The 24,554-nt window shown below is 40.5% G+C and carries 27 protein-coding genes; 16 read left to right on the top strand and 11 right to left on the bottom strand.

The genetic code is table 11. The annotated features are described in order from the left end of the window. Positions 1 to 23 precede the first annotated feature (23 nt). From RZ44_RS07245 to RZ44_RS07235, 3 genes are read right to left on the bottom strand one after another with little or no spacing between them, the layout of a single operon-like run. Positions 24 to 1,073, bottom strand: a complete 1,050-nt coding sequence (locus RZ44_RS07245; protein WP_035809938.1) for a YkvI family membrane protein — start codon at positions 1,071 to 1,073, stop codon at positions 24 to 26. Between the two features lie 18 nt (positions 1,074 to 1,091). Beyond that, positions 1,092 to 2,198 (bottom strand): o-succinylbenzoate synthase, encoded by a 1,107-nt coding sequence (gene menC / locus RZ44_RS07240; RefSeq protein WP_035809937.1) that lies wholly within the window; start codon positions 2,196 to 2,198, stop codon positions 1,092 to 1,094. Further along, the gene (locus RZ44_RS07235; RefSeq protein WP_035809935.1) at positions 2,198 to 3,007 is read right to left on the bottom strand and encodes a GNAT family N-acetyltransferase; all 810 of its coding nucleotides are present in this window, start codon (positions 3,005 to 3,007) and stop codon (positions 2,198 to 2,200) included. Before RZ44_RS07235 ends, menC begins: the two co-directional genes overlap by 1 nt. A gap of 198 nt (positions 3,008 to 3,205) precedes the next feature. Here RZ44_RS07235 and RZ44_RS07230 point away from each other — a divergent pair, with 198 nt between their 5' ends. From RZ44_RS07230 to RZ44_RS07195, 8 genes are all read left to right on the top strand, one after another. Beyond that, positions 3,206 to 3,646, top strand: coding sequence for a MarR family winged helix-turn-helix transcriptional regulator (locus RZ44_RS07230; RefSeq protein WP_035809933.1), 441 nt, complete (start codon positions 3,206 to 3,208; stop codon positions 3,644 to 3,646). 18 nt (positions 3,647 to 3,664) lie between these two features. After that, on the top strand, positions 3,665 to 4,624 hold the full coding sequence (locus RZ44_RS07225; protein ID WP_035809931.1) for a ring-cleaving dioxygenase: 960 nt from the start codon (positions 3,665 to 3,667) through the stop codon (positions 4,622 to 4,624). An 18-nt stretch (positions 4,625 to 4,642) separates the two neighbouring features. Further along, on the top strand, positions 4,643 to 5,536 hold the full coding sequence (locus RZ44_RS07220; RefSeq protein ID WP_035809928.1) for a VOC family protein: 894 nt from the start codon (positions 4,643 to 4,645) through the stop codon (positions 5,534 to 5,536). A 13-nt stretch (positions 5,537 to 5,549) separates the two neighbouring features. Beyond that, entirely contained in the window at positions 5,550 to 6,164 is a 615-nt protein-coding gene (locus RZ44_RS07215) for a flavin reductase family protein (protein ID WP_035809926.1), read from the top strand. A 19-nt stretch (positions 6,165 to 6,183) separates the two neighbouring features. Next, positions 6,184 to 6,780, top strand: a complete 597-nt coding sequence (locus RZ44_RS07210; RefSeq protein ID WP_035809924.1) for an alpha/beta hydrolase — start codon at positions 6,184 to 6,186, stop codon at positions 6,778 to 6,780. 133 nt (positions 6,781 to 6,913) lie between these two features. After that, complete coding sequence (locus tag RZ44_RS07205; protein ID WP_035809922.1) at positions 6,914 to 7,624, top strand: gamma-glutamyl-gamma-aminobutyrate hydrolase family protein; 711 nt, start codon at positions 6,914 to 6,916, stop codon at positions 7,622 to 7,624. Positions 7,625 to 7,705: 81 nt separating this feature from the next. After that, the gene (locus RZ44_RS07200) at positions 7,706 to 8,419 is read left to right on the top strand and encodes a gamma-glutamyl-gamma-aminobutyrate hydrolase family protein (RefSeq protein ID WP_035809919.1); all 714 of its coding nucleotides are present in this window, start codon (positions 7,706 to 7,708) and stop codon (positions 8,417 to 8,419) included. Positions 8,420 to 8,514: 95 nt separating this feature from the next. Then, positions 8,515 to 10,188, top strand: coding sequence for an ABC transporter substrate-binding protein (locus tag RZ44_RS07195; RefSeq protein ID WP_035809916.1), 1,674 nt, complete (start codon positions 8,515 to 8,517; stop codon positions 10,186 to 10,188). 37 nt (positions 10,189 to 10,225) lie between these two features. Here RZ44_RS07195 and RZ44_RS07190 read toward each other — a convergent pair whose 3' ends face one another. Next, complete coding sequence (locus tag RZ44_RS07190; RefSeq protein WP_074431641.1) at positions 10,226 to 10,906, bottom strand: phosphatase PAP2 family protein; 681 nt, start codon at positions 10,904 to 10,906, stop codon at positions 10,226 to 10,228. 121 nt (positions 10,907 to 11,027) lie between these two features. On the opposite strand from RZ44_RS07190, the gene RZ44_RS07185 reads away from it, so the two are divergent. Next, entirely contained in the window at positions 11,028 to 11,660 is a 633-nt protein-coding gene (locus tag RZ44_RS07185; protein WP_035809910.1) for a DUF1232 domain-containing protein, read from the top strand. Between the two features lie 18 nt (positions 11,661 to 11,678). Next, positions 11,679 to 13,031, top strand: coding sequence for a magnesium transporter (mgtE, locus tag RZ44_RS07180; protein WP_035809907.1), 1,353 nt, complete (start codon positions 11,679 to 11,681; stop codon positions 13,029 to 13,031). A 29-nt stretch (positions 13,032 to 13,060) separates the two neighbouring features. Here the strand turns inward: mgtE and RZ44_RS07175 are convergent, their stop codons facing one another. Further along, positions 13,061 to 14,092 (bottom strand): S66 family peptidase, encoded by a 1,032-nt coding sequence (locus RZ44_RS07175; RefSeq protein ID WP_035809905.1) that lies wholly within the window; start codon positions 14,090 to 14,092, stop codon positions 13,061 to 13,063. A gap of 138 nt (positions 14,093 to 14,230) precedes the next feature. On the opposite strand from RZ44_RS07175, the gene RZ44_RS07170 reads away from it, so the two are divergent. Together RZ44_RS07170 and RZ44_RS07165 are read left to right on the top strand one after the other, a co-directional pair. After that, entirely contained in the window at positions 14,231 to 14,677 is a 447-nt protein-coding gene (locus RZ44_RS07170) for a hypothetical protein (RefSeq protein ID WP_035809903.1), read from the top strand. A gap of 39 nt (positions 14,678 to 14,716) precedes the next feature. Beyond that, on the top strand, positions 14,717 to 14,995 hold the full coding sequence (locus RZ44_RS07165) for a hypothetical protein (protein ID WP_035809901.1): 279 nt from the start codon (positions 14,717 to 14,719) through the stop codon (positions 14,993 to 14,995). 104 nt (positions 14,996 to 15,099) lie between these two features. Here the strand turns inward: RZ44_RS07165 and RZ44_RS07160 are convergent, their stop codons facing one another. Continuing rightward, on the bottom strand, positions 15,100 to 16,293 hold the full coding sequence (locus RZ44_RS07160; protein WP_035809900.1) for a diaminopropionate ammonia-lyase: 1,194 nt from the start codon (positions 16,291 to 16,293) through the stop codon (positions 15,100 to 15,102). A gap of 108 nt (positions 16,294 to 16,401) precedes the next feature. After that, a complete protein-coding gene (locus tag RZ44_RS07155) occupies positions 16,402 to 16,974 on the bottom strand; it encodes a thymidine kinase (protein WP_035809899.1) in 573 nt (190 codons plus the stop codon). Positions 16,975 to 17,096: 122 nt separating this feature from the next. On the opposite strand from RZ44_RS07155, the gene RZ44_RS07150 reads away from it, so the two are divergent. The 4 genes from RZ44_RS07150 to RZ44_RS07135 all read left to right on the top strand — a co-directional run bounded on the left by RZ44_RS07150 (position 17,097) and on the right by RZ44_RS07135 (position 20,492). Then, entirely contained in the window at positions 17,097 to 17,738 is a 642-nt protein-coding gene (locus RZ44_RS07150; protein WP_035809897.1) for a Crp/Fnr family transcriptional regulator, read from the top strand. Between the two features lie 145 nt (positions 17,739 to 17,883). Beyond that, positions 17,884 to 19,737 carry a heavy metal translocating P-type ATPase gene (locus tag RZ44_RS07145; RefSeq protein ID WP_035809891.1) on the top strand — a complete coding sequence of 618 codons (1,854 nt, stop codon included), beginning with the start codon at positions 17,884 to 17,886 and terminating at the stop codon, positions 19,735 to 19,737. A gap of 89 nt (positions 19,738 to 19,826) precedes the next feature. Beyond that, positions 19,827 to 20,048: a heavy-metal-associated domain-containing protein gene (locus RZ44_RS07140; protein ID WP_035809890.1), complete on the top strand. Its 222-nt coding sequence runs from the start codon at positions 19,827 to 19,829 to the stop codon at positions 20,046 to 20,048. Between the two features lie 93 nt (positions 20,049 to 20,141). Continuing rightward, on the top strand, positions 20,142 to 20,492 hold the full coding sequence (locus tag RZ44_RS07135; RefSeq protein WP_035809888.1) for a zinc ribbon domain-containing protein YjdM: 351 nt from the start codon (positions 20,142 to 20,144) through the stop codon (positions 20,490 to 20,492). Positions 20,493 to 20,554: 62 nt separating this feature from the next. Here the strand turns inward: RZ44_RS07135 and RZ44_RS07130 are convergent, their stop codons facing one another. From RZ44_RS07130 to RZ44_RS07115, 4 genes are all read right to left on the bottom strand, one after another. Further along, complete coding sequence (locus tag RZ44_RS07130; RefSeq protein ID WP_035809886.1) at positions 20,555 to 21,460, bottom strand: iron-hydroxamate ABC transporter substrate-binding protein; 906 nt, start codon at positions 21,458 to 21,460, stop codon at positions 20,555 to 20,557. Between the two features lie 93 nt (positions 21,461 to 21,553). After that, positions 21,554 to 22,585 (bottom strand): FecCD family ABC transporter permease, encoded by a 1,032-nt coding sequence (locus RZ44_RS07125; protein WP_035809884.1) that lies wholly within the window; start codon positions 22,583 to 22,585, stop codon positions 21,554 to 21,556. Then, positions 22,582 to 23,637, bottom strand: a complete 1,056-nt coding sequence (locus RZ44_RS07120) for a FecCD family ABC transporter permease (RefSeq protein ID WP_035809880.1) — start codon at positions 23,635 to 23,637, stop codon at positions 22,582 to 22,584. Before RZ44_RS07120 ends, RZ44_RS07125 begins: the two co-directional genes overlap by 4 nt. After that, on the bottom strand, positions 23,630 to 24,433 hold the full coding sequence (locus tag RZ44_RS07115; RefSeq protein ID WP_035809876.1) for an ABC transporter ATP-binding protein: 804 nt from the start codon (positions 24,431 to 24,433) through the stop codon (positions 23,630 to 23,632). Before RZ44_RS07115 ends, RZ44_RS07120 begins: the two co-directional genes overlap by 8 nt. Positions 24,434 to 24,554: the final 121 nt, after the last annotated feature.

Genomic DNA, 24,554 nt, shown 5'->3' with positions numbered 1-24,554 from the left:
TGTGAAAAGTCCTCCCTTAAGGATTAATTGTTTTGCGGCTTCCGGAGCCATGCAGCAACAGCGAGGATAATCAGAACAAACCCAAGGTAACCCATTACTACGTAAACGCTGCCGACAAGTGTTGTGAAGCCGATAAGACTTGCAATAAAACCGAGTATGCCGATAACAATGACGGCAGGACGATAAGATTTACTTTCAGGTGCTATAAAGCGCACGGTAAATGAGTACAGCATTCCAACAGCGGTATTATAAATCATACCGAGCAGTGCAACAGCTGTTAGCAGACCGATTACAGGATGTATCTGATTGGCGAGTTCCAGAGTAGGCATATCTTTTCCTGCTACGACATCAATGCGTGCAAACATACCGATATGAATCAGGATAATCAGTATACCGAGCATCAGTCCGCCGAGCACTCCGCCCATGCCGGCAGCTTTTTTGTCTTTTTCATTTCCCGTCATAATAATAAGCAGTGCTGCTCCTGCGGCTAAGTTATAAGACACATATAGAAATGCCCCTAACAGCCAGTTTGATGCTGCTGACGGCTGCTGTTTTGCCAACTCATCAGCTTCAGCAATTGATAAATCCATTGAAAAAATAGAATAAATCAAAATCACAAAAATAACAGCGATTAAATAAGGTGTAATAGTAGCGATGATGCCGAGTATCTTATTGGTATTAAGAAGCAATGTCAGGATAACAGCAGCTGTCATAATAATACTTCCAGCTACAGCAGTAATACCGAACATCTGGTTAAATGTTGATCCTGCACCGGCAAACATCACTACCGCGACACCAAACAGGAAAAATGTAATAACGATATCAAGGACAGGGCCGATGAATTTACCGCCTATGTAGTACAGTACTGTCTGGTGGGAATTGGCTCTTAAGTTCGTGCCAAGCTTGGCGAATGTGTAGCCGAGAAAAATAAACAGCAACGTTGTAACAATTCCTCCGGCTGTTCCCCATATCCCAAAACTGGTAAAGTACTGCATGACTTCCTGCCCGGAAGCAAAACCTGCACCGACGATAAGACCGACAAATGCACTTCCTATCTGGAAACTTTTTTTCATAGTAATCGTTCCTTTGTTTTATTTATATTCTTTTTTTGCAACGGTGTAGGATTCAACAGTATCGCGATTAACTGTATAACCGATGCCTGCAGTTTCCGGGACCTCGATAGAACCATTTTCTGCGATGACTTCAGGTTCGATAATATCTTTTTCAAAGTAGCGGCTGGAACTGGCTGTATCACCCGGTAAAGTGAAGTTTTCAAGAGTGGTCAGTGCAACGTTATGTGCTCTTCCAACACCTGATTCAAGCATGCCTCCGCACCAGACAGGAATATTATTTTCCTTGCAGTAATCGTGAATTTTAACAGCTTCAGTTAAACCGCCGACACGTCCGATTTTAATATTGATAATTTTAGTACTGCCGAGCTCTACAGCTTTTCTTGCATCTTCAAGGGAGTGAATACTTTCATCGAGACAGATCGGTGTTGCCAGTTCCTGTTGCAACTGAGCATGGTCGATAATGTCATCTGAAGCGAGAGGCTGTTCAATCATCATTAAATCAAAGTCGTCCAGTTGTTTTAATAACTCAGTATCTGCCAGCCTGTAAGCAGAATTAGCATCAGCCATAATTGCAACATCAGGAAAAGTTTTACGCAGCGTGCGCATCACTTCTACGTCCCAGTCCGGTTTAATTTTAACTTTGATGCGTTTATAGCCTTCCTTAACGAAACCGGCCACGATGTCCACAAGTTCTTCAATAGAATTTTGGATGCCGATACTGATGCCGACATCGATATTTTTTCTTGTGCCGCCAAGAGCATGAGCTAATGACTGGTTTGTCTGCTGAGAGTAAATATCCCAAATTGCACCTTCCAGAGCAGACTTAGCCATATTATTTTTGCGGATAGCTGAGAAAATCTCATTAACTTCACTTGGATGGATGATTTCCTTATGTAAAATAAGCGGGATTAAAAAGTCCTCCAGCATATGCCAGTTCGTCTTTACTGTTTCTTCACTGTAGAAAGGCACATTGAACGCTACCGATTCACCCCAGCCGATTGTTCCATCCGCATCAATTGCTTCAAGAAGTAAAAACTCTTTTTTGTCAAATGTTCCAAAACTGGTTGTGAATGGTGCTTTCATATCCATTTCCAAATGTCTGATAACGATATGTTCAATTTTCATTATTTATGTCCTCCAAGATTTAATGTATTCTCTTTTACAAATATGTAGGTTGCAGTATATTTCCCGGGAATTAAATGTACTGCAGCATATCCTGCTCTAAAAAGATCCTGAAATATCTTTCGTGTCAGCATTCTCCATTCCATTGCAATTTCCTGATTTTCAGATTTTATATGCTGGAAATCCTTAGGGACTTCAAAGCCGTAAATATCCTCGGTCAATTGTTCCTCGTGAAACACAGTGCAGGAAGGAAGACCATTGTTAATATTTACTTCGTTGAGCGGCACTGCATTTTTGTAATTTACAGTTTCAGCTTCTCTAACATGCCCGCTTGATATATGCCAATGAACTTCGAAACGATCGGATGGCAGTCCTTTGTTCAAACCGTCTTTCATCTCTCCGTAAGCATTCTCCATGTAAACAGAGCATATACCCTTCAGCTTAGTTAAATTCAAATATGCATTACGTGTTTCCAGCGGATCGTATGTCCAGTGTATTTCTGAATAGCCTTTTCTAATCGCTATTTCCTGCTGCTGTCTTTTCAGCTGTTCCCCTATTTTTTTGGAACGATATTCTTCTTCTATCCCGAGCATATGGGAGCAAAGATATGTTTGACTGTCTTTAAAACCGGCAAAACCGTAACTGAAACCTATAATTTCCTTCTTGTCAAAGGCACCGATAATTATGCCGCCGTTTTTAACTGCTGTCAGCGTTTGATGTATTGGCAGCGGCGGCATATCCCAGACATTCCGTTCTATTTTTTCAAGCTGTTCAAGATCTTTTATCGTCGTTAATTCTCTCAGTGCAATCATTTCAAACCCTCTTTATATAGAAAAGTAATTTTTTCATAACATTAGCATAACTATTATTCGAATACAATAAATATTCAGATAACATACAGTATATCAGAGGTAATATATAACGCTTGATATTTCGGAATCTAAGTATTATACTATATATAGATTAAATTTAATATACTTAAAACTGAAATAATTGAAGGAGGTGCAGACATGAATGAAAAAGAAGCACGTATAAAAGCATTTACTGTTTTTATAAAGTCCTCGCAATCCGTACAAAAACTTATTAAACAGGATTTTTTAAAGAAAGAAATTAACCTTAATGAATATGCAGTGATGGAATTGCTGTATCACAAAGGAGATCAGCCTATCCAGTCCATCGGCAAAAAAATACTGATGGGCGGCGGCAGTATTACCTACATTATAGATAAGCTTGAAAAGAAAGGTTTTTTATACAGAAATCCCTGTCCCGAAGACAGAAGAGTAATGTTTGCATGCATTACAGAAGATGGTAAACAGTATATGGATACAAGAGTCGTAGAACAGGAGGCTCTCATCAATACGATATTTGATGAGTGGGATGACCATGAAGTAGAAGATGCAATTAATCTATTAAAAAGAATCGGGCTGCACGCTGAAAGTTTACTCAAATAAAAACCGGAGGAAGATATTATGACTAATGAAAATTTAAAAGGGATACACCATGTAACAGCAATGACAGACAATGCGATGAGGAATTATAAATTTATGACGGAAGTTGTCGGTATGCGTTTAGTTAAGAAAACAGTGAACCAGGATGATATTCAGACTTATCATACGTTTTTTGCAGATGACGAAGGATCACCGGGCACTGATATGACATTCTTTGACTTCCCTAATAATCCTAAAGGGTCGAGAGGCACAAACTCAATTTCAAGAACTGGTCTCAGAGTCCCAGACGATGCAGCTTTAGAATATTATTTAAACCGCTTTGAAGAAAATGGTGTAACGCATAGCGGTATTCAAGAACTGTTCGGTAAAAAAATACTGCCGTTTGAAGAGTCTGACGGTCAGCGCTATCAGTTATTCTCGGATGAAAATAACGACGGTGTAGCGCCTGGTAAACCGTGGAAAAACGGTCCTGTACCAGAAGATAAAGCAGTATACGGACTTGGTCCGATTGAGATTACAGTAAGCTATTACGATGATTTCAAAAAAGTTCTTCAGGAAGTTTACGGAATGAAACCGGTTCTTGAAGAAGAGAATGTAACACTCTTGGATGTCGGCGAAGGCGGTAACGGCGGTCAAGTTATTCTTCGTAAAGATGAAGGTACTGAAGGACGTCAGGGTTACGGTGAAGTACACCACGTATCATTCAGAGTTGAAGATCACGCAGCACTTGCAGCGTGGGAAGATAAATACCGCAAGATGGGTATCGGCAACTCGGGACTTATAGACCGTTTCTACTTTGAAGCGTTATATGCACGCGTCGGCCATATTCTAATCGAATTATCTACAGACGGACCTGGATTCATGGGAGACGAGCCGTACGAAACATTAGGTGAAAGTCTTGCATTGCCGCCGTTTTTAGAGCCGAAACGCGCACAGATTGAAGCAGCAATCAGACCGTTTGATACTACAAGAAGTAAATAATAAAGGGGAAGATTATAAATGGAAGCAATTAAAAGAATTCATCACATTACAGCAATTGTCGGTGATCCTAATGAAAATATAAAATTTTACAGAGATGTACTTGGACTGAGACTTGTTAAACAGACAGTAAACTTTGACGATCCGGGAGTTTATCATTTGTACTTTGGAGACTATGACGGCAGTCCGGGAACAATTATTACGTTCTTTAACTGGGTTGTCGACAGACCGGGAGTTAAAGGCAGCGGACAAGTTGGCAGAATAGCTTTTAGAATTCCTAAAGGCAGCATGACTGAATGGGAAAATCATTTGAAAGAACAAAATATCAAAACTGAACATACAAAGCTTTTCGGTAAAGATACACTGCAGTTTGACGACGTTCACGGACTTGAGCTCGCTTTAGTAGAAGGTGACAGTGAAGCCGATACAAAGGATATTATCGGGTTCCACGGCGCTGTTTTACTATCGGGTAACCCTGACGGCACAAAAGAATTACTAGTGCGTACAATGGGCTTAACTGAACTGAATATTAATGACAGAAACTACCACTTTGAAACGGCCGGTGAAGAGAAGCATCATATCGTCACTGAGCTTCCGCCAAAACCTAGAGGCAGCTTTGGTATTGGAACAGTACATCATATTGCATGGTCTGTACCGAACCTGGAAGTTTTAGAAGAATGGCAGATATTACTTCAAAGCAAGAATTTCGGTGTTACTGAAGTCAGAGACAGAAACTATTTTAAATCGATATATACGAGCGAGCGGGGCGATGTTGTATTTGAATTCGCGACTGATGAACCGGGCTTCGATGTAGATGAAGATAAATCAGAACTTGGCTCTTCTATGCAGCTTCCGCCGCAGTACGAGCACAAAAGAGAAGAGTACGAAAGAACAATGCCGAAGCTAAACCTTTAAGGGGCGATATATCATGTTCAGCTTTTCAAAAGATGATTTAACTACTAAAGAGAAAAATAAAATACTGATCGGCACGGTTGTACCGAGACCTATTGCATTAGTATCAACGGAATCAGCAGACGGGGTCGTTAACGTGGCACCGTTCAGCTATTTCAATATTGTCACTTACAGACCGGCGATTCTGTCGATTGCAGTGCAGAGAATCAGCAGCGAACCGAAAGATACAGCGAGAAATATTATGTCCGGTAAAGAAGCGGTCGTTCACGTTGTTGATATGTCGAATGTGGAACTTGCTAATATTACAGCAGCACAGCTTGCACCGGAAGACAGTGAATTGAACTATGCCGACTTTACCCCGGTTGAATCTGAATCGATAAAAGTGCCGGGTTTAAAAGAAGCGAAAGCAAGATTTGAGACTACGCTTTATGATAGGCATGTTATTTATGACGGTGATGAGCCGACAACTGACGTCCTGTTTTTAAAAATTGAACACTTTCATCTGGATGAGTCAGTGTATAATGCTGAAAACGGCTATGTTGATGTAGAACAGCTTGGCGCGGTCAGCAGACTGGCGGGCAATGATTACGCAGAAATCGGCCGGATGTTTACGATAGAAAGACCCAAATAATTTTTAGGAGCGATAATTTATGGAACATATTTATAACGAGAATAAAAAAGGTGCACCGGTATTTGTTTTACTTCACGGTACAGGCGGAACAGAAACAGATTTACTGCCGTTGGCACAAGCTTTAAATCCTGAGTATAATGTTCTCAGCATTCGCGGTAACGTAAAAGAAAATGGTATGAACCGCTACTTCCGCCGTCTCGGCGAAGGAAACTATGATTGGGAAGACCTTGAATTCCGCGGTAACGAACTGTATAAATTTATTGCAGACAAAGCGGAAGAACACGATTTTAAGTTAAGAGATGTAATCTTCGTCGGATTCTCAAACGGCTCGAATATTGCAATTCAGTTAATGCTGCAGCAGGAAGAAAAATTTAAAAAAGCAATGCTGTTTGCCCCATTATATCCAACAGACCTTGAGAAAAAACATGACTTCAGCGATGTTAAAGTATTCCTGTCATTAGGTAAAGGAGATCCTATAGTACCAGAGTCTGAAAGTGAAAGAGTAATCAGACTGTTTGAAGAACGTAACGCCGATGTAACGCATATCTGGGTGAACGGGCATACACTTCCTCAGGAAGCGCTCGTTGCAGGTAAAGAATGGCTGAACAAACATTAATAATACAGTAAAAAGGCATATCCATTCCGGAGATGCCTTTTTTTAATTTTTATGTTCAAAATGATTAAAAACTTTTGAATCCGGCTATATATAGCTATTGAGTTTAGAATTGAATATAGAAGGAGTAATCATTATGAAGCAGTCGCTTATAGGAATCACAACTTTTATCGGTAAAAACAATCAGGAAGTCCCTAAGAGATTTATAGATGTCATCAGCAGAGAACATGGGGTTCCGGTGCTGCTACCTGAAATTGAGAATGAAGATTTAATTAAAGCGCAAGTTGAGAATATAGATGCATTGCTGCTGACCGGCGGCGATGATGTGGATCCGGCATTATATGATCAGGATCCGCATCAGAAACTAGGTAATATAGAACCTGAACGTGATGAGTATGAATGGAAACTTATCGATTACGCTTTGGAAAGAGACATACCAGTTCTCGGCATCTGCCGCGGTTCACATATGCTGAATATTCACGAGGGCGGAACGATATACCAGGATATTTACAGTCAGATAGAAGAAGGTACAGAATTGATTAAACACCAGAGAAATGACAGCAAAGAGCATTTCACTCATAAAGTGAATATTAAAAAAGATAGTAAGATGTACGATATTGTTAAACAGGAAGAAATATTTACAATCAGCAACCATCACCAGGCGGTAAATGAAGTCGCACCGGGATTCCAAGTTGCTGCCAAAACAAACGACGGCATTATAGAAGCGATAGAGAGTACTGAGCACGACTTCGTTATCGGACTGCAGTGGCACCCTGAGGAGCGTTATCATACTGATGAATCCTCTCAGAATATTATAAGAAGATTTGTAGAAGCAGCAGGTAAATAAACTGCTGTTTTTCTTTTTAGTGTTAAGTTTTAAATATTCTGATAAAATCTAAGGGAAATGCTAAATGTAAGGAGAGAGTATATGACTAACCCGGTTATTGGTGTAACAACGTTTATAAGCAATGACGGACTCAGGCTGCCTGAGAATTACAGTATTGCGATAGCAGGTGAAGAAGGTGTACCGGTAATACTGGCTAAGGTAGAAGACGACGTATTAATTAAAAAGCAGATAGAGAATATTGACGGACTGCTGCTATCAGGCGGTGATGATATTGAGCCTTCATTTTTTGGAGAAAGTCCGCATCAGAAAATGGGTGCGATAGAACCAGGGCGTGATCTCTATGAAATGAAACTGATAGAATATGCCCTTGAAGCAGGCAAGCCGATTCTCGGTATATGCCGGGGAGCTCAAATATTAAATGTGCAGCAGGGCGGCACGATGTATCAGGATATCTATTCCCAGCACGGCGACAGTACGATGAAGCATAACCAGGATGCTGCGAAAGATTATTTATCCCATAAAGTTAACATTATAGAAGGTACGAAACTTCATGAGATTCTCGGTGAGACAGAAATTAGGACAAACAGTTTTCATCATCAGGCAAACAAATACCCGGCGGAGGGTTTGCAAGTTTCTGCAATGACAGACGACAGAATTGTCGAAGCGGTGGAGAGTGCTCAGCACGATTTTGTTATCGGTATTCAGTGGCATCCCGAAGGAACTTATTTAGTAGACGAAGCATCAAAGAAAATATTCAGAGCATTTATAAAAGCAGCCGCACAACTCCAACGCTAAATTAACAGAATCTTTAAAAAAACAGATTGTCATTTCGATTCCCGAAAGGTATACTGGTTTGTAAGCGTATACATATAAAGGGGATGAAGTGTTTTATGCAAAAGAAATTGTGGCTATTAATGCTTTTTACAATGCTTTTAGTACTTGCGGCCTGTACGGACGACAGTGATGTGGATGAAGCGGCTGAAGGGGATACGGAAGCTGAATCCGGCGGGGGAGATTTAGTGATTGGGATGATTAGTGAAGCAGTATCACTGGATCCTCACGTATCGAATGATATACCCTCCGCGCAGCTGAGAACTCAGATTTACGATACTTTAATTGAACAAACAGTCGATTTAGAATTAACAGAAGGTCTTGCTACTTCATTTGAACAGGATGGGGATAAGTGGACACTCGGTCTTAAAGAAGGTGCCACTTTTCATAACGGCAGTGAGTTTACTGCTGAAGATGTTAAAGCGACACTTGAACGTGTAGTCGACCCTTCAGTAGGTTCATCAGCTGCATTTATGTTCGAGATGATTAACAATATTGAGATTACAGATGACTATGAAATTGTTTTAACAACAGATTATCCATTTACACCGCTGCCGAGTCATCTTGCACACAATACAGCAGGTATTTTAAGTAAAGAAGTTATCGATGAAGACTATCAAAATGCTTTAGATGAAGCAGGCTCGGACGTCACTCTGGAAGAGTATTATGACTTGCGTGAACAAGGAGGTACAGACTTTGAAGCTGTCTCGGAAGACATCGGTACCTATGTCGGTGCTGTTATTTCTGAAAAACCGGACGGTACAGGTCACTTGAAGTTACAGGAACGCATACCCGGTAACGAAATTGTCTTAGAAAAATTTGAGGATTTCCACGGTGGAGAACGTCAATTTAATACAGTTACTTATCGTGTTATCCCTGAGAATTCATCGCGTCTGGCTGAGTTGGAAACAGGAGGTATCAGCATTACAGATACTGTAGATCCGTCATCAATGGACCGAGTCCGAGATCATGAATCAACAGACATTATTGACCAGGACGGCTTATCAATGACTTACCTTGCATTCAACTATACAAAAGAACCTTTTGACGATGAAAATGTCAGAAAGGCAATATCACATGCTCTGGACAGAGAGCAAATTATAAGCGGCGTGCTGGATAACCGCGGTATCCATGCAAAAAATCATATTTCGCCCTCTGTTTTCGCTCACAATGAAGACATGGAAGAAGTGGCATTTGATTTGGATTTAGCAAAAGAATATATGGCTAATTCCAGCATGCCTGACGGTTTCGATACTACTATCTGGACATCGGATTCAGAACAAAATAGAGATATCGCATTAATAATGCAGGAATCTTTAGGAGAAATCGGCATCGATGTAAAGATTGAACAATATGAATTTGGTGCGTTTTTAGATATGGCTAATCAAGGTAACCATGATATGTTCATGCTTCAGTGGATTACAGTGACAGGGGATCCAAACTATGGGCTGTACCCGATGTTCCATACAGACTCACAGGACGGGTCAGGAAACCGCTGGAATTACTCTAATCCTGAGCTTGATGGTTATTTAGAAGAAGGACAGCAGACTTCTGATGAGAACGAACGTGTTGAAGCATATGCAACAGCACAAGAAATATTAATGGAAGATCTGCCTATTACACCGTTATACTACGGTCAGCTTGGTGTCGGTGTAAACAATACACTTGTAGACGGTGTTGAACTAGACCCGGTAGGAATCGTCAGAATTGAAAATGTAACATTCCCTGAATAAGACAGCAAAAAGCATTGCCGTAATTGGCAATGCTTTTTTATTGGAATAATGACAGACTTTTATCAGTAATATCTTTACTACGAAGCCACTGGCTGAATTTTGGAAGTGCCAGATGATATAAGCTGAGTGACAATAGCACAGTTGCCGCCCCGAAAGAGAATCCTGCGAGTACATCTGTTGGGAAATGCACGCCGAGATATATTCTGGAAGCCATCACAAATAAAATAATTGTAACTGTTATAAAAGCGATAATAATCTTCTTCCATAATTTTTGAACTGACAGAATCAGTATCAGACCAAGCATGCCGTAAAAAACAGTTGAAGCGGTTGAATGACCGCTCGGAAAGCTGTATGTGGACTCTGCAGCTAGTCTTAGAAATTCAGGACGTTCTCTGCCTATAACAGGTTTCATTAAATGTACGAGAACACCCGGACTGAGTGAAATAGTCAGGCCAAACCAAAGGGCAGCTGTATACATTTTTTTAATAAACAATGACACAGTAACAATCAAGGTCAGGACAACAATTGCCTCGGTTCCGCCGATTTCTGTCATCACTAGGATGACCGCTGCCCTTGAGTCAGTGACAGTACTCTGTATGGCTTCGATAAAGTAAAGATCAAGATGGTTTACCCAACCGCTGGCAGTCATGACACTGACAGCAATGAAGATGTACAGTATTAAAAATGATATCCCTGTAATAAGCAATTTTTTTGTCATAATCATGCTTCTTTCTTTTTGACTTATTTATAGTAGATTATCTAATTTAACATGATGTTGACATATTGTCACCATTATAATAGTATTCATGATATTGAATATTAGCAAGAAAGGTGATTTTATGGAAAGACAGAATAGACTCTATCAGTTTATGAAAAATGAAATGGATAAGCGCAGTATGTCTCTAAGGCGCTTCAGCATTTTTGTAAATATCGACCATGCAACATTGTCTAAAATTATGAATGGCAAGCGTCAGGTAAACTTAAATCACCTTCAAAAACTATCGGAGAGTCTATCAGTGGACTTTGATTTTTTATTAGAGCTTGCGGGGTATGGGAAACCTGTTAAAGATGACCTTGAACAAACGTGGGAAGCAGTGCAGAAAATAGCAGAGGAATTGACTGACGTTAATGAAAGTATTTCATTTGAGCGTGTGAATCAGGAAATTTCGAATTTTGAAACTTACAGCCAGACAGCAGCAGGTCAAGAGAAGATAGTTGCAGAGTTTGACACTAAGATGAAAGAAACCGCGGGTATTGGTAAATATGTGGAACAGCTCAAAGCAATGTACGCTCATTTTATAAATGGACACGGTCATACCAGGGATCAAATACTTATTGGAGCAGCTTTACTTTATTTTATAGTAACAACAGATTTGCTGCCGGACTATTTATTGCCGGTCGGTTTATTGGATGATGCATTTATTGTGCAGGCGATCTCACAGCGTTTGGAAAATAAAAATATACTGCTTTAGCTGAGGAGACTGAGTAGAATGGTTCAAAATTTAAATCAGCTTGTTCACAGCGTTACATATACTATTCAGCAACAGGACAAGGAAGCATTTTTTGAGAATATAAAAGATTTACAGAAATATGATTTAACACGTATTTTTATAAAACTTTCTTCCGATGAACAAGAAATATTTCTTGAGTTTATTTCAATTCCTCTGCTGGCAGATCTATTGTCTGAGCTCGATGGGAAAAACCAGCTTGCAGTAATTAAAACCTTGGACTGGAAAAAAGTTTCTCTGTCAGTGACTGAGATGAACAATGATGATCTCGTATCCATGCTGAGCCAGCTGGGAGCAGAAAAGTCTGCAGAAGTGCTGTCATATTTAGATAAAGCGCTCTCTGCCGATATTGAAAATATTTTGGCTTATCCGCCGGAAACAGCCGGAAGAATAATGAACAACCAGATGGTTTGGATTAATCAATCTTATACGGTTCGTGAAGCGGTCGATAAATTGAAACATTTTGCAGAACTCGCCGAGTACTTAAACTATCTGTATGTCATTGATGACGATAAAAGACTTGTAGGAATAGTATCTTACCGGGAACTGCTGCTTGCAGATATGCAGACGGAAATTGCAGATATTATGCAGACAAGGATTTTAAAAGTTGATGCCTTAATGGATCAGGAAGAAGTAGCAAGAATGATTCAGCGTTATGACTTTGTGACGATTCCAGTCGTTGATGAACATGAAAAACTGCTCGGTATTGTTACGATTGACGATATTTTGGATGTCGTGTATCAGGAAGCTGAAGAAGATATTGAAAAGTTTTCTGCATCGGGAAAATCAATAGATTTCAATACCAAGCCTGTCACTGCAGCAAAAAGAAGATTAGCTTGGCTGATACTTCTGCTGTTTATCGGTATCGTTTCCGGCAGTATTATTGCAAGCTTTGAAGAAACACTGGAAGAAGTCGTTGCATTAGCATTCTTTATGCCGATGGTCGCAGGTATGACAGGTAATACTGGAACCCAGTCACTGGCTGTAGTCATCAGAGGACTGGCTAAAGAAAAAATCAATACAAAACAGGTCATAAATCTTTTAGTAAGAGAGTTAAAGGTAGGTATATATATCGGTCTCACATGCGGACTGCTTATATTTATCATTGCCTACCTGTGGCAGAACAGTCTGATATTAGGAATGGTTATAGGTGTATCATTATTGTGTACTTTAATCATAGGAACAATTGCGGGAACAGTTATACCGCTTATTTTAAATAAATTAAATGTTGACCCGGCAGTGGCTTCAGGTCCATTGATTACAACCATTAATGATATATTGTCACTGTTAATTTATTTTGGAATTGCAACAGCATTTTTATCATATTTAATGTGAAAAATCCGAAGAGATATCTCTTCGGATTTTTAGTTTGTCACGGCGCTTTCTAATATTTTAAAGGTGAGATTGTCAGTATCTATTTCAGCCTCGAGACCATATGGAATAATGCATTTCGGTTCATTGTGACCAAAGCTTGCGTTATACAGCACCGGCAGGTCACTTCGTCCAGTTTCAGTGAGTATACGCCGCCATGCCTCTTTGTATTCAGTATAATATCGTCCATCCTGAGGTCGACCGATAACAATACCGTTTATATGTTTAAATATGCCGATAACAGACATAGCGCGCAAATAATCTTCAAATATTTCGGGGTCGAGATAACATTCAGATGTTTCAAAGAACAGTATGGCATTTTTAAAATTATTTAATTCAGGAAAATACTTAGTGCCGCGCAAATTGTTAAAGACTTCCAGGCAGCCGCCGATTAAATGTCCGCGGCCTTTACCAGAACCTCCGATGCTTTCATAGCCAGGATTATTGTCTTTTGGACGTTCGGTATTTTTATTTTTAACATTCCAGCTGAGCCCGATTTTTCTAATATGCGGAGAGGTATTAATCTCGCCTATAGGTTCCGCTGAAAACCATGTTTTTTTAATTGAATCGACAGTATAATCATCCATTGCGATATTCTCAGCAAAATCGGTTAACAGAGCAGGACCGTAACTAGTCGATATGCCATATTTGTAAAAGAATAGATGATTCGTTGTAGTATCGGAATAACCTGTGAATATCTTTGGATTATTTTTAAGTGCCTCAGTGTCTATAAATGGCAGAATACGTACAGTTTCATTGCCGCCGATTGCACAGATGATGGCCTTAACAGAATCATCTCTTAAAGCGTCATTTAAATCCTCAGCCCTTTTCTCAGGGTGGTTATAAACGTAATCAAGGCCCTTCAAAGCATGGGGCATTACTTTCACTTTTAAGCCGAAAACATTTTCCAGCCGTTCGATTCCCTGTTCAGTTCTCCATCGTATATCTTCTTCGCCTGCGAGTCCACTCGATAATGAGATGAGTGCAACCGTATCACCGCGCTGTAATTTACCGGGTTTAATCATAAGACCGCCTCCTGTGTAATTTCCAACATTATAACAAAGAAAGGAGTAATTAGTTATAAAATATATCAGTTTGCTATTCGTACTCTTAAATTTTATACTTAAGAAAATGTTACGAAATTGTGAATGGAGTGAGTGAGAATGAGAAGAATTAAATTACTATCTGTATTATTTTTTAGTTCTATTATCTTAAGCGCGTGCAGTGACCCTTTTGATCAGCTTGCTGATGAAATTAACGGCTGGCTGGGTTCAGACAGCACGAGTACTAGTGAAGAAACTGCCGATAGCGATACTGAGACGGACACAGAAAACGACACCGAAACAAGTACTGATACTGCTGGTGAAACTGAAGAAATTGAAACTCTGGATTACAGTCATTTAATGAATCAGGGCGAAGCCGTTACACTTGATGAAGGTGTGCATGACGTCGGTAAAGATATTGAGCCCGGCAGATACGTTGTTACAGCCGATTCGGGTTATGGGAGTGTTTATGTTACAGACGCAGAAGATAGAGGAATTCTCGGTGAGACAATTGATGGCGGAACAGAAGGCAGAGAAGAACGTGTAACTCAGTTTGCTGTTTTTTAAGATGAAGGCTATTCAATTGAAATAGATTATATAGAAAGTATGAATTTTACGCCGTATGAAACGGCACCTGTAGAAACTATTTTCTCCGGTCAGTGGGTAGTTGGTGAAGATTTCCCTGCAGGTGTATATGATGTCAGTCTTCCTGAAACTGAAGAAACAGGATCACTGGAAGTGACAGCACATCCCGATTTTAATAAATCGAGACATACCCTGGGCAGTGCAGAATATGGGGGCATGACTGAGTTTACGATGTCATTTGAAGATGGTGATGTTGTTGAGTTGAGATATATTCCAGAGGTAACATTAACTGAAAGATAGAGCGTTACAATAGCGGTGTTAATATTATAAAACAAGGAGTAACGCATAGCGTTACTCCTTGTTTTTCCTTTATTATTAAGGGATTTGAGCAGTGATGCACAGCGTTATTTTTCATTTATGCCATGACAATCATTCATTACTCTCTCGTAGTTTTCCGGATCTGTATCACCTTCGGTATTGATTAGAAGAACACGTGATTTTTTATTTAATCCAAGCTGTTCTTTTACATTTTTCAAATCATTATTTGTCATGATTTCATGTAAAGTTCCAATGGTCACACTGCCGGATTCTCCGGATATAATTTTCTCATCTTTGCCGGCCGGATAACCAAGTTTTCTCATACCTTTTTGGCTGATCTCATCACCGCAATGTATGAAGGCTTCCGCTGAATCTTTTAAAATACTCCAGCCCTGTGTACTGGGTTCTCCGCAAGATAATCCTGCCATTATAGTTTGAAGGTCACCGCCGGCGTTCTGCGGTTTACCGCTGGTATGTTCTGCAGATTTATATAAACAAGAAGCATTATCCGGTTCGACAATCACTATTTTAATATTTGTATGATCCATAGATTGAATTAGTGAAGCTGCCATGGCACCTGCGAATGAGCCGACACCTGCCTGCAGAAATACATGTGTCAGTTCGTTAAAGTCGTCTTTAAGCTGAACTCTGATTTCCGAAATAATCGCTGAATACCCCTGCATTATTTTTAAAGGAATATCCTCATAACCATCCCATGAAGTGTCCTGCATAAGCTGCCAGTTATTTTCATGCGCTATATTGCTTGCATAACGGACAGTATCATCGTAATTCAGCTCGGTAACAGTCACTTCACCGCCTAATGCTTCAATTGCTTCGACGCGTGATTCTCTTGTATTTTTAGGCATATAAACAAGTGCCCGCTGCTTAAGCAACTGTGCAGCCCAGGCAATTCCCTTACCGTGATTCCCGTCAGTTGCAGTAACAAAAGTTTCTGGTGTTTTATCTTGCAGCTGAGCAAGCAGTTCATCGAGAGTTGAAAATTCAATGCTGTGACGTTCTTTTAAATACCCTGCAGCAGAATAAATACTGCCCAGTCCTTTAAATGCATTTAAACCAAAACGATGTGATTCATCTTTAATATAAACATTGCCAATGCCGGTACTGCTGCTGAAGTCATTTAAACTGTAAAGGGGTGTTTCTTTATATCCGGGTACTGTTTGGTGAAAGTTTAAAATTTCAGTCAGTACATCTGCAGAGAAGTTATTAAAAAGCGGATTTTCAAAAGAAGTGCTTTTAAAAACATTATTGGTAATCTTCATAGATATCCTCCTTGATAGAAAAGTGTTTTAGTTTCACGGGAAACATTTACGTGCTAAAAAAACACAGAAACCTTAAGATTCCTGTGTCAGTTGTCATATATAATTTCACTATACCAGTTCCAGACGTTCTTTATAGCATTTGCGGCATACGGGAACGTATTCCTCGTCGCCGATCTGTATAGATTCTCCAACGTTAATCGGAACGCCGTTACGGAGTCTCATATTAAGAGTCGCTTTTTTATTGCAGTACTGGCATACTGTTTTCAGCTCATCGATAGCATCAGCCAGTTCAAGTAAAACGCGGCTGCCTTCGAACAGTTCATTTCTGAAATCCGTCTTTAAGCCGAAAGCAATTACAGGAATACCGAGAAGGTCCGGAATATCACTTAAATTATGAATATCTTTCTTCGATAAGAATTGTGCTTCATCGACGAGAACAGCATATACTTTTTCTTTATCGTGTTCCTGTTTTACTCTGACGAAAATATCATCTGTTATATATTCAGCGTCAAGTTCAAGACCGACTCTGGACTTAATTTTTTTATGCCCGCTTCTTGAATCAATCGGTGTTGTGTAAGCCAGGCAGCGTTTCCCCTGAGTCGTATATTGATGATGTGTTGTAATAATCTGGTTGCTCTTGTTACTTTGCATTGTACCGTAGCGATAGTAGAGTTTTGCCATAAGTATCCCCAATCTTCACGTAATCAGCATCAATTTTAACATGAATTTTACATTTATATATTATAAATTTGCTCGTGATATAATCGTAGCAACGAGATTAATCACTTTGGAGGGGAAGTAACATGGAATTACAGGGACATGAACGGTGCGTCAGCAGAGTTCCGATTTTCAGCCACCTTGAAATGGATGAACTGGAAGAAGTGTTTCAGAGAATTAATCATCAGAACATGAAAAAAGGCGAGTATCTTTTTATGGCCGGTGACCGGTCTTCTTCATTATTTGTCATACATAAAGGCAAGGTGAGAATCTACCGTTTAAATGACAATGGCGAGGAACAGTTAATCAGAGTGCTGAGTCACAGTGACTTTACCGGAGAACTTTCATTGTTCAGTGCCGATGAAGAGAGCAAGTCCTACGCTGAAGTGCTGGAAGATGCAGAAGTCTGCCGCATTAACCGCGAGGATATTTACGGACTGATGCAGAAATACCCCGATATCAGTATTAAAATCATTGAAAGCTTTGCAGAAAGACTGAATGATTCCGAATCTCTGACTACTAATATTTCACTGTTAAACAGCAGAGAAAAATTGATTGAATACATTCGTACACATACAAAGAACGATAAACTCATATTAACTATGACAAAAAAGAATCTTGCTTCATATCTGAGCATGCAGCCGGAGACACTGACAAGAACGTTCAAGAAGCTGGAAAATGAGGGTATCATTAAGAAAATTAATAATAAGACCTACGATATTCTATAGTAAATTATAAGAGCTTAAAAGTTCCCGTTTCCGGGAACTTTTTTTGTATTCTTGACCACGGTCAATTTCTATATGGACGAAAGACTGTAACATTATAAATGAAGATACACCGGAAAACATTTTTTAAGAAGGAAGGAGATCTACAATGATTAGGTTTATATTTAAACAGGAAAATAAAATTACTCTTATTGCATTTATTTTAATAGCAGCGGGTCTTATATTAAGATTCTCCGGCTATACTGATGCAGGAAACGCTGCATTAATCGGAGCCACAATTATCGCTATGCTGCCAATTGGTATTAAGGCATATCAGGCGGTTCGGATGAAACTTTTCAGCATTGAACTGCTGGTAACCATCGCCGTTATAGGGGCGTTGTTTATCGGTGAATATGTTGAGTCATCCATTGTTACATTTTTATTCCTGTTCGGGAGTTACTTGGAAGCGAGAACGCTTGAAAGAACCCGTACTTCAATTAAGGAACTGACAGAGATGGCACCGCAGGAGGCTAATTTAATACTTGCAGACGGCAGTCGGAAAGTCATTGATGTAGATGATGTGGAAGTCGGCAGCAGAATAGCGATACTGCCCGGGGGAATGATTCCTGTAGATGGTAAAGTATTGAGCGGTGAAGCAGAGGTCAATGAAGCTGCTGTCAGCGGGGAATCGGTGCCAGTATTAAAAATTAACGGTGATCAGGTTCTGAGCGGAACAATTCTGGATTCCGGATATTTGGAAATGGAAGCGGAAAAAGTAGGAGACGATACGACGTTTTCTAAAATTATAGAACTTGTTGAAGAAGCTCAGGACAGTAAGTCAAATGCAGAACGATTTCTCGACAGATTTGCACAGTACTACACTCCCGGAGTTTTAGTACTGTCGGTAATCGTCTGGTTCATTACGAGAGACCTTCATCTTGCAATTACATTTCTTGTTATCGCATGTCCGGGAGCTCTGGTTATCGGTGCACCGGTTTCAAACGTGGCCGGCATCGGAAACGGTGCAAAAAACGGCTCGCTTATTAAAGGCGGAGAAGTTATTGAGAAACTGTCCAAAGTCGATACACTGGTTTTTGATAAAACAGGTACATTAACGAAAGGTCGTCCGGAAGTTACGGACTTTAAAGTGTTTGAAGGAGACGAGATCGAACTTACCGGTTTGATAGGGAAGCTTGAAACTGCATCGGAACATCACCTCGGGAGAGCTGTAGTTGAGTATGCAGAGAAAACGGCAGATCTTTCAGCTTATACAATGCAGCAGGCATCCGGAGTTAAGGGACGAGGTATCGAAGGAGATATAAATAATCATTCAATTATTGCAGGAAACAGAAAGATGTTATTGGAAAACGGTATTGATATACCGGACAATATTGAGGCTTATGCACTTGAACGGGAAAAGAAAGGAAACACTGCAGTATTTGCAGCGATAGATTCGAAGCTTGCAGCGGTAATATCTATTGCCGATAAAATCCGGGATGATGCAAAAGAAGCTCTGGAAACGATGCGTGACAACGGCATTAAACACATCGTTATGCTGACAGGTGATAACCGTCATACAGCTGCAGCAGTCGCAGCCGAACTCGGCATTGATGAGGTCCATGCGGAACTGCTGCCGGAAGATAAAGTAACGCACGTGAAACGCCTTAAAGAGGAAGGCAGAATAATCTCTATGGCAGGAGACGGTATTAACGATGCACCAGCTATTGCAACCGCAGATGTTGGACTTGCGATGGGTAAAGGCGGTACGGATATTTCGATGGAAACTGCTGATGTAGTATTAATGGCAGATAAACTTTCACAGTATGCGCATGCATTATCTTTATCAAAAGGAACGATGCGCAACATGAAGCAGAACATCATTATTGCACTCGTTACAGTAGCGTTACTTCTTGTCGGTGTTTTGATGGGCGGCGTTAACCTGGCGATTGGAATGTTTGCCCATGAAGCGAGTGTCCTGATTGTTATACTCAACGCGATGAGATTAATAAAATTTAAACCGTAATCTTGATACAGGTCAATTTTTAATCGGCGGATTACCGATATAATAAAGATAGGAGATAAAAGTAAATAAAAAACCGGGAGGAATATATTATGAATAAAGTAACAATGCAACTTGAAACATTGAGTTGTCCTACATGCATTAAGAAAATAGAAGGTGCACTGACGAAAACAGACGGTGTAGAATCAGCTAAGCTGCTATTTAATGCGAGCAAAGCGAAAGCGGAATACGATCCGGAGAAAGTAACAGCAGCAGAACTTAAAAATGTCGTTGAGAAACTGGGCTATGAAGTACTGAAAGTAAAAGAAGCATAATTAAGAAAGAAGCCGGAGTTCATCAGAACCCCGGCTTCTATTTATAAATAAATGTGGTATCTTTGAATTAATACAGTGATATGGAGGATTATAATGACAACACCATTACCAAATTGTCCGAGCTGCAATTCGGAATATACTTATGAGGACGGCCCTTTGTTAATTTGTCCGATGTGTGCGCATGAATGGACGAGTGAGTCAGCTGAAGAAGAAGCGCTGGCAGCACTTGTTAAAGATTCGAACGGCAACGTATTAAATGACGGAGATGCCGTGACGGTAATTAAGGATTTAAAAATTAAAGGTTCGTCCAATGTAATCAAGCAGGGAACGAAAGTTAAAGGTATCAGACTTGTTGATCCGGAAGATGGTCATGACATTGATTGTAAAATACCGGGTATCGGCCAGATGAATCTGAAGTCTGAATTTGTGAAGAAAATAGATTAAGTTTAAAACTAGAAAAAACGGTCCGGAACCTTTAAATGAGGAAATCCGGACCGTATTATTTTTTATTCCATTAAACCTTTGCTGTATATTTCAAGCAGGTATTCCAATGTTGTTGGATCGCTGTAGCTGGATGCTGCAGTATCAATTTCAATAACATTGTCATTTTGTACAGCGGGTATCGACTGCCATACTTCACTGTCAGTAAATGACATGTCCGTCTCTTCACCGCGGCTTAATACAATGTAGTCACCCGCATATTCTGCCAAGACTTCTTGTGAAATTTCATAATATCCATCAGATGAGACAGCTTTCTGTACATTTTCAGGCATCTTTAAATCCATTGCCTGGTACAAAATTTCAGTTCCTCTTCCCCATGCTTCGCCAAATAAATAAAATCCTTTGCCATCAGTCTCAATCACTGTAACGGTAGTATCTTCACCGTGCTTCTCTTTAATCTTACTGCCGATATCTGCAGCACGTTTCTCAAAGTCTTCTGCCCATGCACGGGTTTCATCTTCTTTACCAACGAGTTTACCTATCTCAATTTGCTGTTCGAGATAATTTAATTTTCCCCAAGTATAAGTCACGGTTGGTGCGATTTTCTCAAGCTCTTCCAGATTTTCCATGTTGGCTCCTGCAATAATTAAATCAGGATTTTCAGCTAAGATACTCTCTGGTTCAGCTTCAGTCACCTCGGCAACACCTTCCAGGTCTTCTTCGAACAGTGGATTATTTTTAGACCACTGATCAACACCTGACATTTCAATATCGAGGGCATGAAGGTTTGGGGCGTAGGCTAAAGCAACAATGCGTTCCGGGTTTTCCGGAACTTCTACAGGACCGAATTCAGATTCATATGTAATAGTTTCTTCCTTTGATGATTCTTCACCGGCAGGTTCTTCTGAACTGCATGCCCCGAGTATTACTGACAGAGCCAGCGCAAGTGTAAAACTTAAAAATTTCTTCATAATATTTCTCCTTTTTCAGCTAATTGAGATGAATTCTCAATGGCTGTTTATTATATAATCCGGCTGCTTTACAGCCGGATTATAATTACTGGTTTAATCATTTAATTTTGCTAAAAGGTACAGGAAGTAAGGTGCACCTATAATCGCGACAACAACACCTGTCGGAATTTCAGCAGGCTGAAGTATGACACGGCCCAGTGTATCAGCGGTTAATACGAGCACTGCACCGATAAGCGCACATATCGGAATGACGTACTTATGTTTATTGCCGACGAGCCTTCTGGTCATATGCGGAGCAATTAACCCGACAAAGCCGATACCGCCGCTGACCGAAACACTCGCTGCAGCGAGACCGACAGCTGCAGCAAGCAGAATTCGGCGTTCCTTTTCGAGATTCATGCCTAGACTGACAGCAGTATGATCGCCGAGGTTTAAAACGTCTAACACTCGTGACTTCATATAGATAAATGGAATTAAAATCACAAGCCACGGCAGAAGGGCCAATACGAAGTTCCAGTTTGAACCCCAAATGCTCCCTGCAAGCCAGGTGGCAACGAAATCATATGTTCTCGGGTCGAGTTTTAAGGTCAGAACAATCATCAATGCACTAATACCTGCAGCAACTGCAACACCGACAAGTATTAATCGGATAGGCGATACGCCTTCATCTTTTTTATAGGAGAAAGCATATATAACAACAGCCGCCGCGCCTGCACCGATGAACGCAAGAAACGGCATAATAAATACCGAGTTTCCAAGTTCAGTTGAGAAATATGATACAAACAGCATCACTGCAAGTCCTGCCCCGGCATTGATTCCTATAATTCCGGGATCTGCCAGAGGGTTTTTCACTATCCCCTGAAGCACGGCTCCAGATACGGCGAGTCCCATACCGATGAGTACGGCAATGGTAATTCTCGGCAGACGGAACTCAAACAGCAGCAATTCATCACGCGGTTCGCCGCTGCCGAATATTGTTTTTATTACAGTGACCGGGTCGATGCGTATAACACCTGTATTTAAACTGACGAGAAATAAAACAAGTAAAAGAAGTATAAAAATACTGGCAACCACTGCAGCACGGCGCTGCTTTTTTATGAGACCAGCGGGTTTATACTGATTCATATTGCCTTACCTCCTTTACGAGCAAGGTATAAGAAGAATGGTACACCGATTAAAGAAATGAGTGCACCGATTGGTATTTCAAAAGGAGCATTCAGCGTACGTGCGAATAAATCTGCAACAACAACGAGAATTGCACCAACAACGGCGCTGACGGGTATTATCCAGCGGTAGTCATAACCGACGAGCCTGCGGGTCAAGTGCGGGACAATTAAGCCGACAAAACTGACTGCACCGACTACTGAAACTGCAAGACCGGCAAGCACGACTATAACGCCTGCGCTGATCAGTTTTGTTCTGACTGTGCGTTCCCCGAGACTAACGGCGACTTCTTCCCCGAGACTTAAAATAGTAATAGATTTTGAAATACGCATCGCTATAAATAACATGACAATAACGATAGGCGTTATTATCGCGAGATGACTCCAACGTGTGCTGGATACGCCTCCGGCATACCAGAATGCCATATCCTGTCCGACGTTAAAGTACAGAGCGATACCTTCACTCAATGCAGTAAGTAATGCTGTAACAGCTGCCCCTGCCAGGACTAAGCGAAGCGGTGTTAAACCATTTCTGCTCATCGAACCAATGCCGTAAACTATACCTGCACCAAGTGCAGCGCCAAAAAACGACATCAGTACAACATAGACATACGGCAGTCCCGGAAAAAAACTGAAACTGATTGCGAGCATCATCACTGCGCCCGCATTCAATCCCAGGAGTCCGGAATCGGCAAGAGGATTTCGTGTCATCCCTTGCATTAATGCACCTGCAACACTGAATGCCGCTCCAACGATTGCTGCACCGATAATACGCGGGAATCGGAGTTCCCATATTATCTGGTGCTGTGTGACAGACCCGTCAAAGTTAAACAAAGCATTCCATATTGTTGATAAGTTTATATCTGCTGCACCAAGTGAAATAGATACTGAAAACGCACACAGCAGAAAAATTATCCCGCCTGAGATGATAACCGTTCCGCGGACAGGTTTTGCAGAATTTTTAACTTCTTTTACTTGTTCTTTATCAGTTAAGGAAGAATTGAATTTACTCATAATCTTTGTCCTGACTGCTTAAATGATAAGAAGTGAAAATCGGGTGACCGCTGTAAGGACACTTCTGAATGTCGGCTTCGATATTAAACAATGTTCTTAAATTGTCATGTGTCATTACTTCTTCAGGATTGCCTTTTGTAATAAGATTTCCATCCTTCATTGCTATCATATAATCAGAAAATCTTGAAGCGTGATTCAGGTCATGCAGAACCATAATAATGGTGCGGTGTTCTTCAATATTCAATTTCTTCAAGAGAAGCAGAATGTCGAGCTGGTGAGCGAGGTCCAAATAAGTAGTCGGCTCATCGAGCACGAGTGTTTCCGTGCCTTGTGCAAGAGACATAGCAATCCAGACACGCTGGCGCTGGCCGCCTGACATATCACTGATTTCACGATCTGAGAAATCTGCAAGGCCTGTTACTTCAATCGCCCAGTTAATATAATTATAATCTTCTTTACTTAGAGAACCGAGTGCTTTTCTGTATGGAAAACGACCGTATGAAACAAGTTCAAAAACGGTGAGCCCGCCCGGAGATTCTGCAGTTTGCGGCAAAATCGCCATCTGCTTGGCGATCTCTCTAGTGTCCAGAGTATTAATCGCTTTACCATCGAGTAAAATCGTACCTTTCTCAGCTTTTAATATACGGGAAACCGTTTTTATCAGCGTAGACTTTCCGCAGCCGTTCGGTCCGATAATTGTCGTTATTTTTTTTTTTGGAATCGTAACACTTAAGTCATTTATTACCGAACGGTTGTGGTAGCCAACCGCTATATTATTTATTTCAAGTGCGTTCAACACAGTCACCTCTCATATAGATGATTCTTCAAGAGTATTGAGAATCATTATCACTCTGAAAGTTTATGCCAATAATATCCGAATGTCAATATGATATATATCGCTGCGTGAAAAAGGGTAC

Source organism: Jeotgalicoccus saudimassiliensis (genome assembly GCF_000756715.1).
Classification (GTDB): Bacteria; Bacillota; Bacilli; order Staphylococcales; family Salinicoccaceae; genus Jeotgalicoccus; species Jeotgalicoccus saudimassiliensis.
Note: the sequence above shows the minus strand (reverse complement) of the source record. Positions and strands in the feature narration are given on the sequence as shown.

What these genes read in the sequence shown, in the direction of transcription:
- RZ44_RS07245 (WP_035809938.1), bottom strand. Translation starts at nt 1,073, where the DNA reads ATGAAAAAAAGTTTCCAGATAGGAAGTGCATTTGTCGGTCTTATCGTC.
- menC (WP_035809937.1), bottom strand. Translation starts at nt 2,198, where the DNA reads ATGAAAATTGAACATATCGTTATCAGACATTTGGAAATGGATATGAAA.
- RZ44_RS07235 (WP_035809935.1), bottom strand. Translation starts at nt 3,007, where the DNA reads ATGATTGCACTGAGAGAATTAACGACGATAAAAGATCTTGAACAGCTT.
- RZ44_RS07230 (WP_035809933.1), top strand. Translation starts at nt 3,206, where the DNA reads ATGAATGAAAAAGAAGCACGTATAAAAGCATTTACTGTTTTTATAAAG.
- RZ44_RS07225 (WP_035809931.1), top strand. Translation starts at nt 3,665, where the DNA reads ATGACTAATGAAAATTTAAAAGGGATACACCATGTAACAGCAATGACA.
- RZ44_RS07220 (WP_035809928.1), top strand. Translation starts at nt 4,643, where the DNA reads ATGGAAGCAATTAAAAGAATTCATCACATTACAGCAATTGTCGGTGAT.
- RZ44_RS07215 (WP_035809926.1), top strand. Translation starts at nt 5,550, where the DNA reads ATGTTCAGCTTTTCAAAAGATGATTTAACTACTAAAGAGAAAAATAAA.
- RZ44_RS07210 (WP_035809924.1), top strand. Translation starts at nt 6,184, where the DNA reads ATGGAACATATTTATAACGAGAATAAAAAAGGTGCACCGGTATTTGTT.
- RZ44_RS07205 (WP_035809922.1), top strand. Translation starts at nt 6,914, where the DNA reads ATGAAGCAGTCGCTTATAGGAATCACAACTTTTATCGGTAAAAACAAT.
- RZ44_RS07200 (WP_035809919.1), top strand. Translation starts at nt 7,706, where the DNA reads ATGACTAACCCGGTTATTGGTGTAACAACGTTTATAAGCAATGACGGA.
- RZ44_RS07195 (WP_035809916.1), top strand. Translation starts at nt 8,515, where the DNA reads ATGCAAAAGAAATTGTGGCTATTAATGCTTTTTACAATGCTTTTAGTA.
- RZ44_RS07190 (WP_074431641.1), bottom strand. Translation starts at nt 10,906, where the DNA reads ATGACAAAAAAATTGCTTATTACAGGGATATCATTTTTAATACTGTAC.
- RZ44_RS07185 (WP_035809910.1), top strand. Translation starts at nt 11,028, where the DNA reads ATGGAAAGACAGAATAGACTCTATCAGTTTATGAAAAATGAAATGGAT.
- mgtE (WP_035809907.1), top strand. Translation starts at nt 11,679, where the DNA reads ATGGTTCAAAATTTAAATCAGCTTGTTCACAGCGTTACATATACTATT.
- RZ44_RS07175 (WP_035809905.1), bottom strand. Translation starts at nt 14,092, where the DNA reads ATGATTAAACCCGGTAAATTACAGCGCGGTGATACGGTTGCACTCATC.
- RZ44_RS07170 (WP_035809903.1), top strand. Translation starts at nt 14,231, where the DNA reads ATGAGAAGAATTAAATTACTATCTGTATTATTTTTTAGTTCTATTATC.
- RZ44_RS07165 (WP_035809901.1), top strand. Translation starts at nt 14,717, where the DNA reads ATGAATTTTACGCCGTATGAAACGGCACCTGTAGAAACTATTTTCTCC.
- RZ44_RS07160 (WP_035809900.1), bottom strand. Translation starts at nt 16,293, where the DNA reads ATGAAGATTACCAATAATGTTTTTAAAAGCACTTCTTTTGAAAATCCG.
- RZ44_RS07155 (WP_035809899.1), bottom strand. Translation starts at nt 16,974, where the DNA reads ATGGCAAAACTCTACTATCGCTACGGTACAATGCAAAGTAACAAGAGC.
- RZ44_RS07150 (WP_035809897.1), top strand. Translation starts at nt 17,097, where the DNA reads ATGGAATTACAGGGACATGAACGGTGCGTCAGCAGAGTTCCGATTTTC.
- RZ44_RS07145 (WP_035809891.1), top strand. Translation starts at nt 17,884, where the DNA reads ATGATTAGGTTTATATTTAAACAGGAAAATAAAATTACTCTTATTGCA.
- RZ44_RS07140 (WP_035809890.1), top strand. Translation starts at nt 19,827, where the DNA reads ATGAATAAAGTAACAATGCAACTTGAAACATTGAGTTGTCCTACATGC.
- RZ44_RS07135 (WP_035809888.1), top strand. Translation starts at nt 20,142, where the DNA reads ATGACAACACCATTACCAAATTGTCCGAGCTGCAATTCGGAATATACT.
- RZ44_RS07130 (WP_035809886.1), bottom strand. Translation starts at nt 21,460, where the DNA reads ATGAAGAAATTTTTAAGTTTTACACTTGCGCTGGCTCTGTCAGTAATA.
- RZ44_RS07125 (WP_035809884.1), bottom strand. Translation starts at nt 22,585, where the DNA reads ATGAATCAGTATAAACCCGCTGGTCTCATAAAAAAGCAGCGCCGTGCT.
- RZ44_RS07120 (WP_035809880.1), bottom strand. Translation starts at nt 23,637, where the DNA reads ATGAGTAAATTCAATTCTTCCTTAACTGATAAAGAACAAGTAAAAGAA.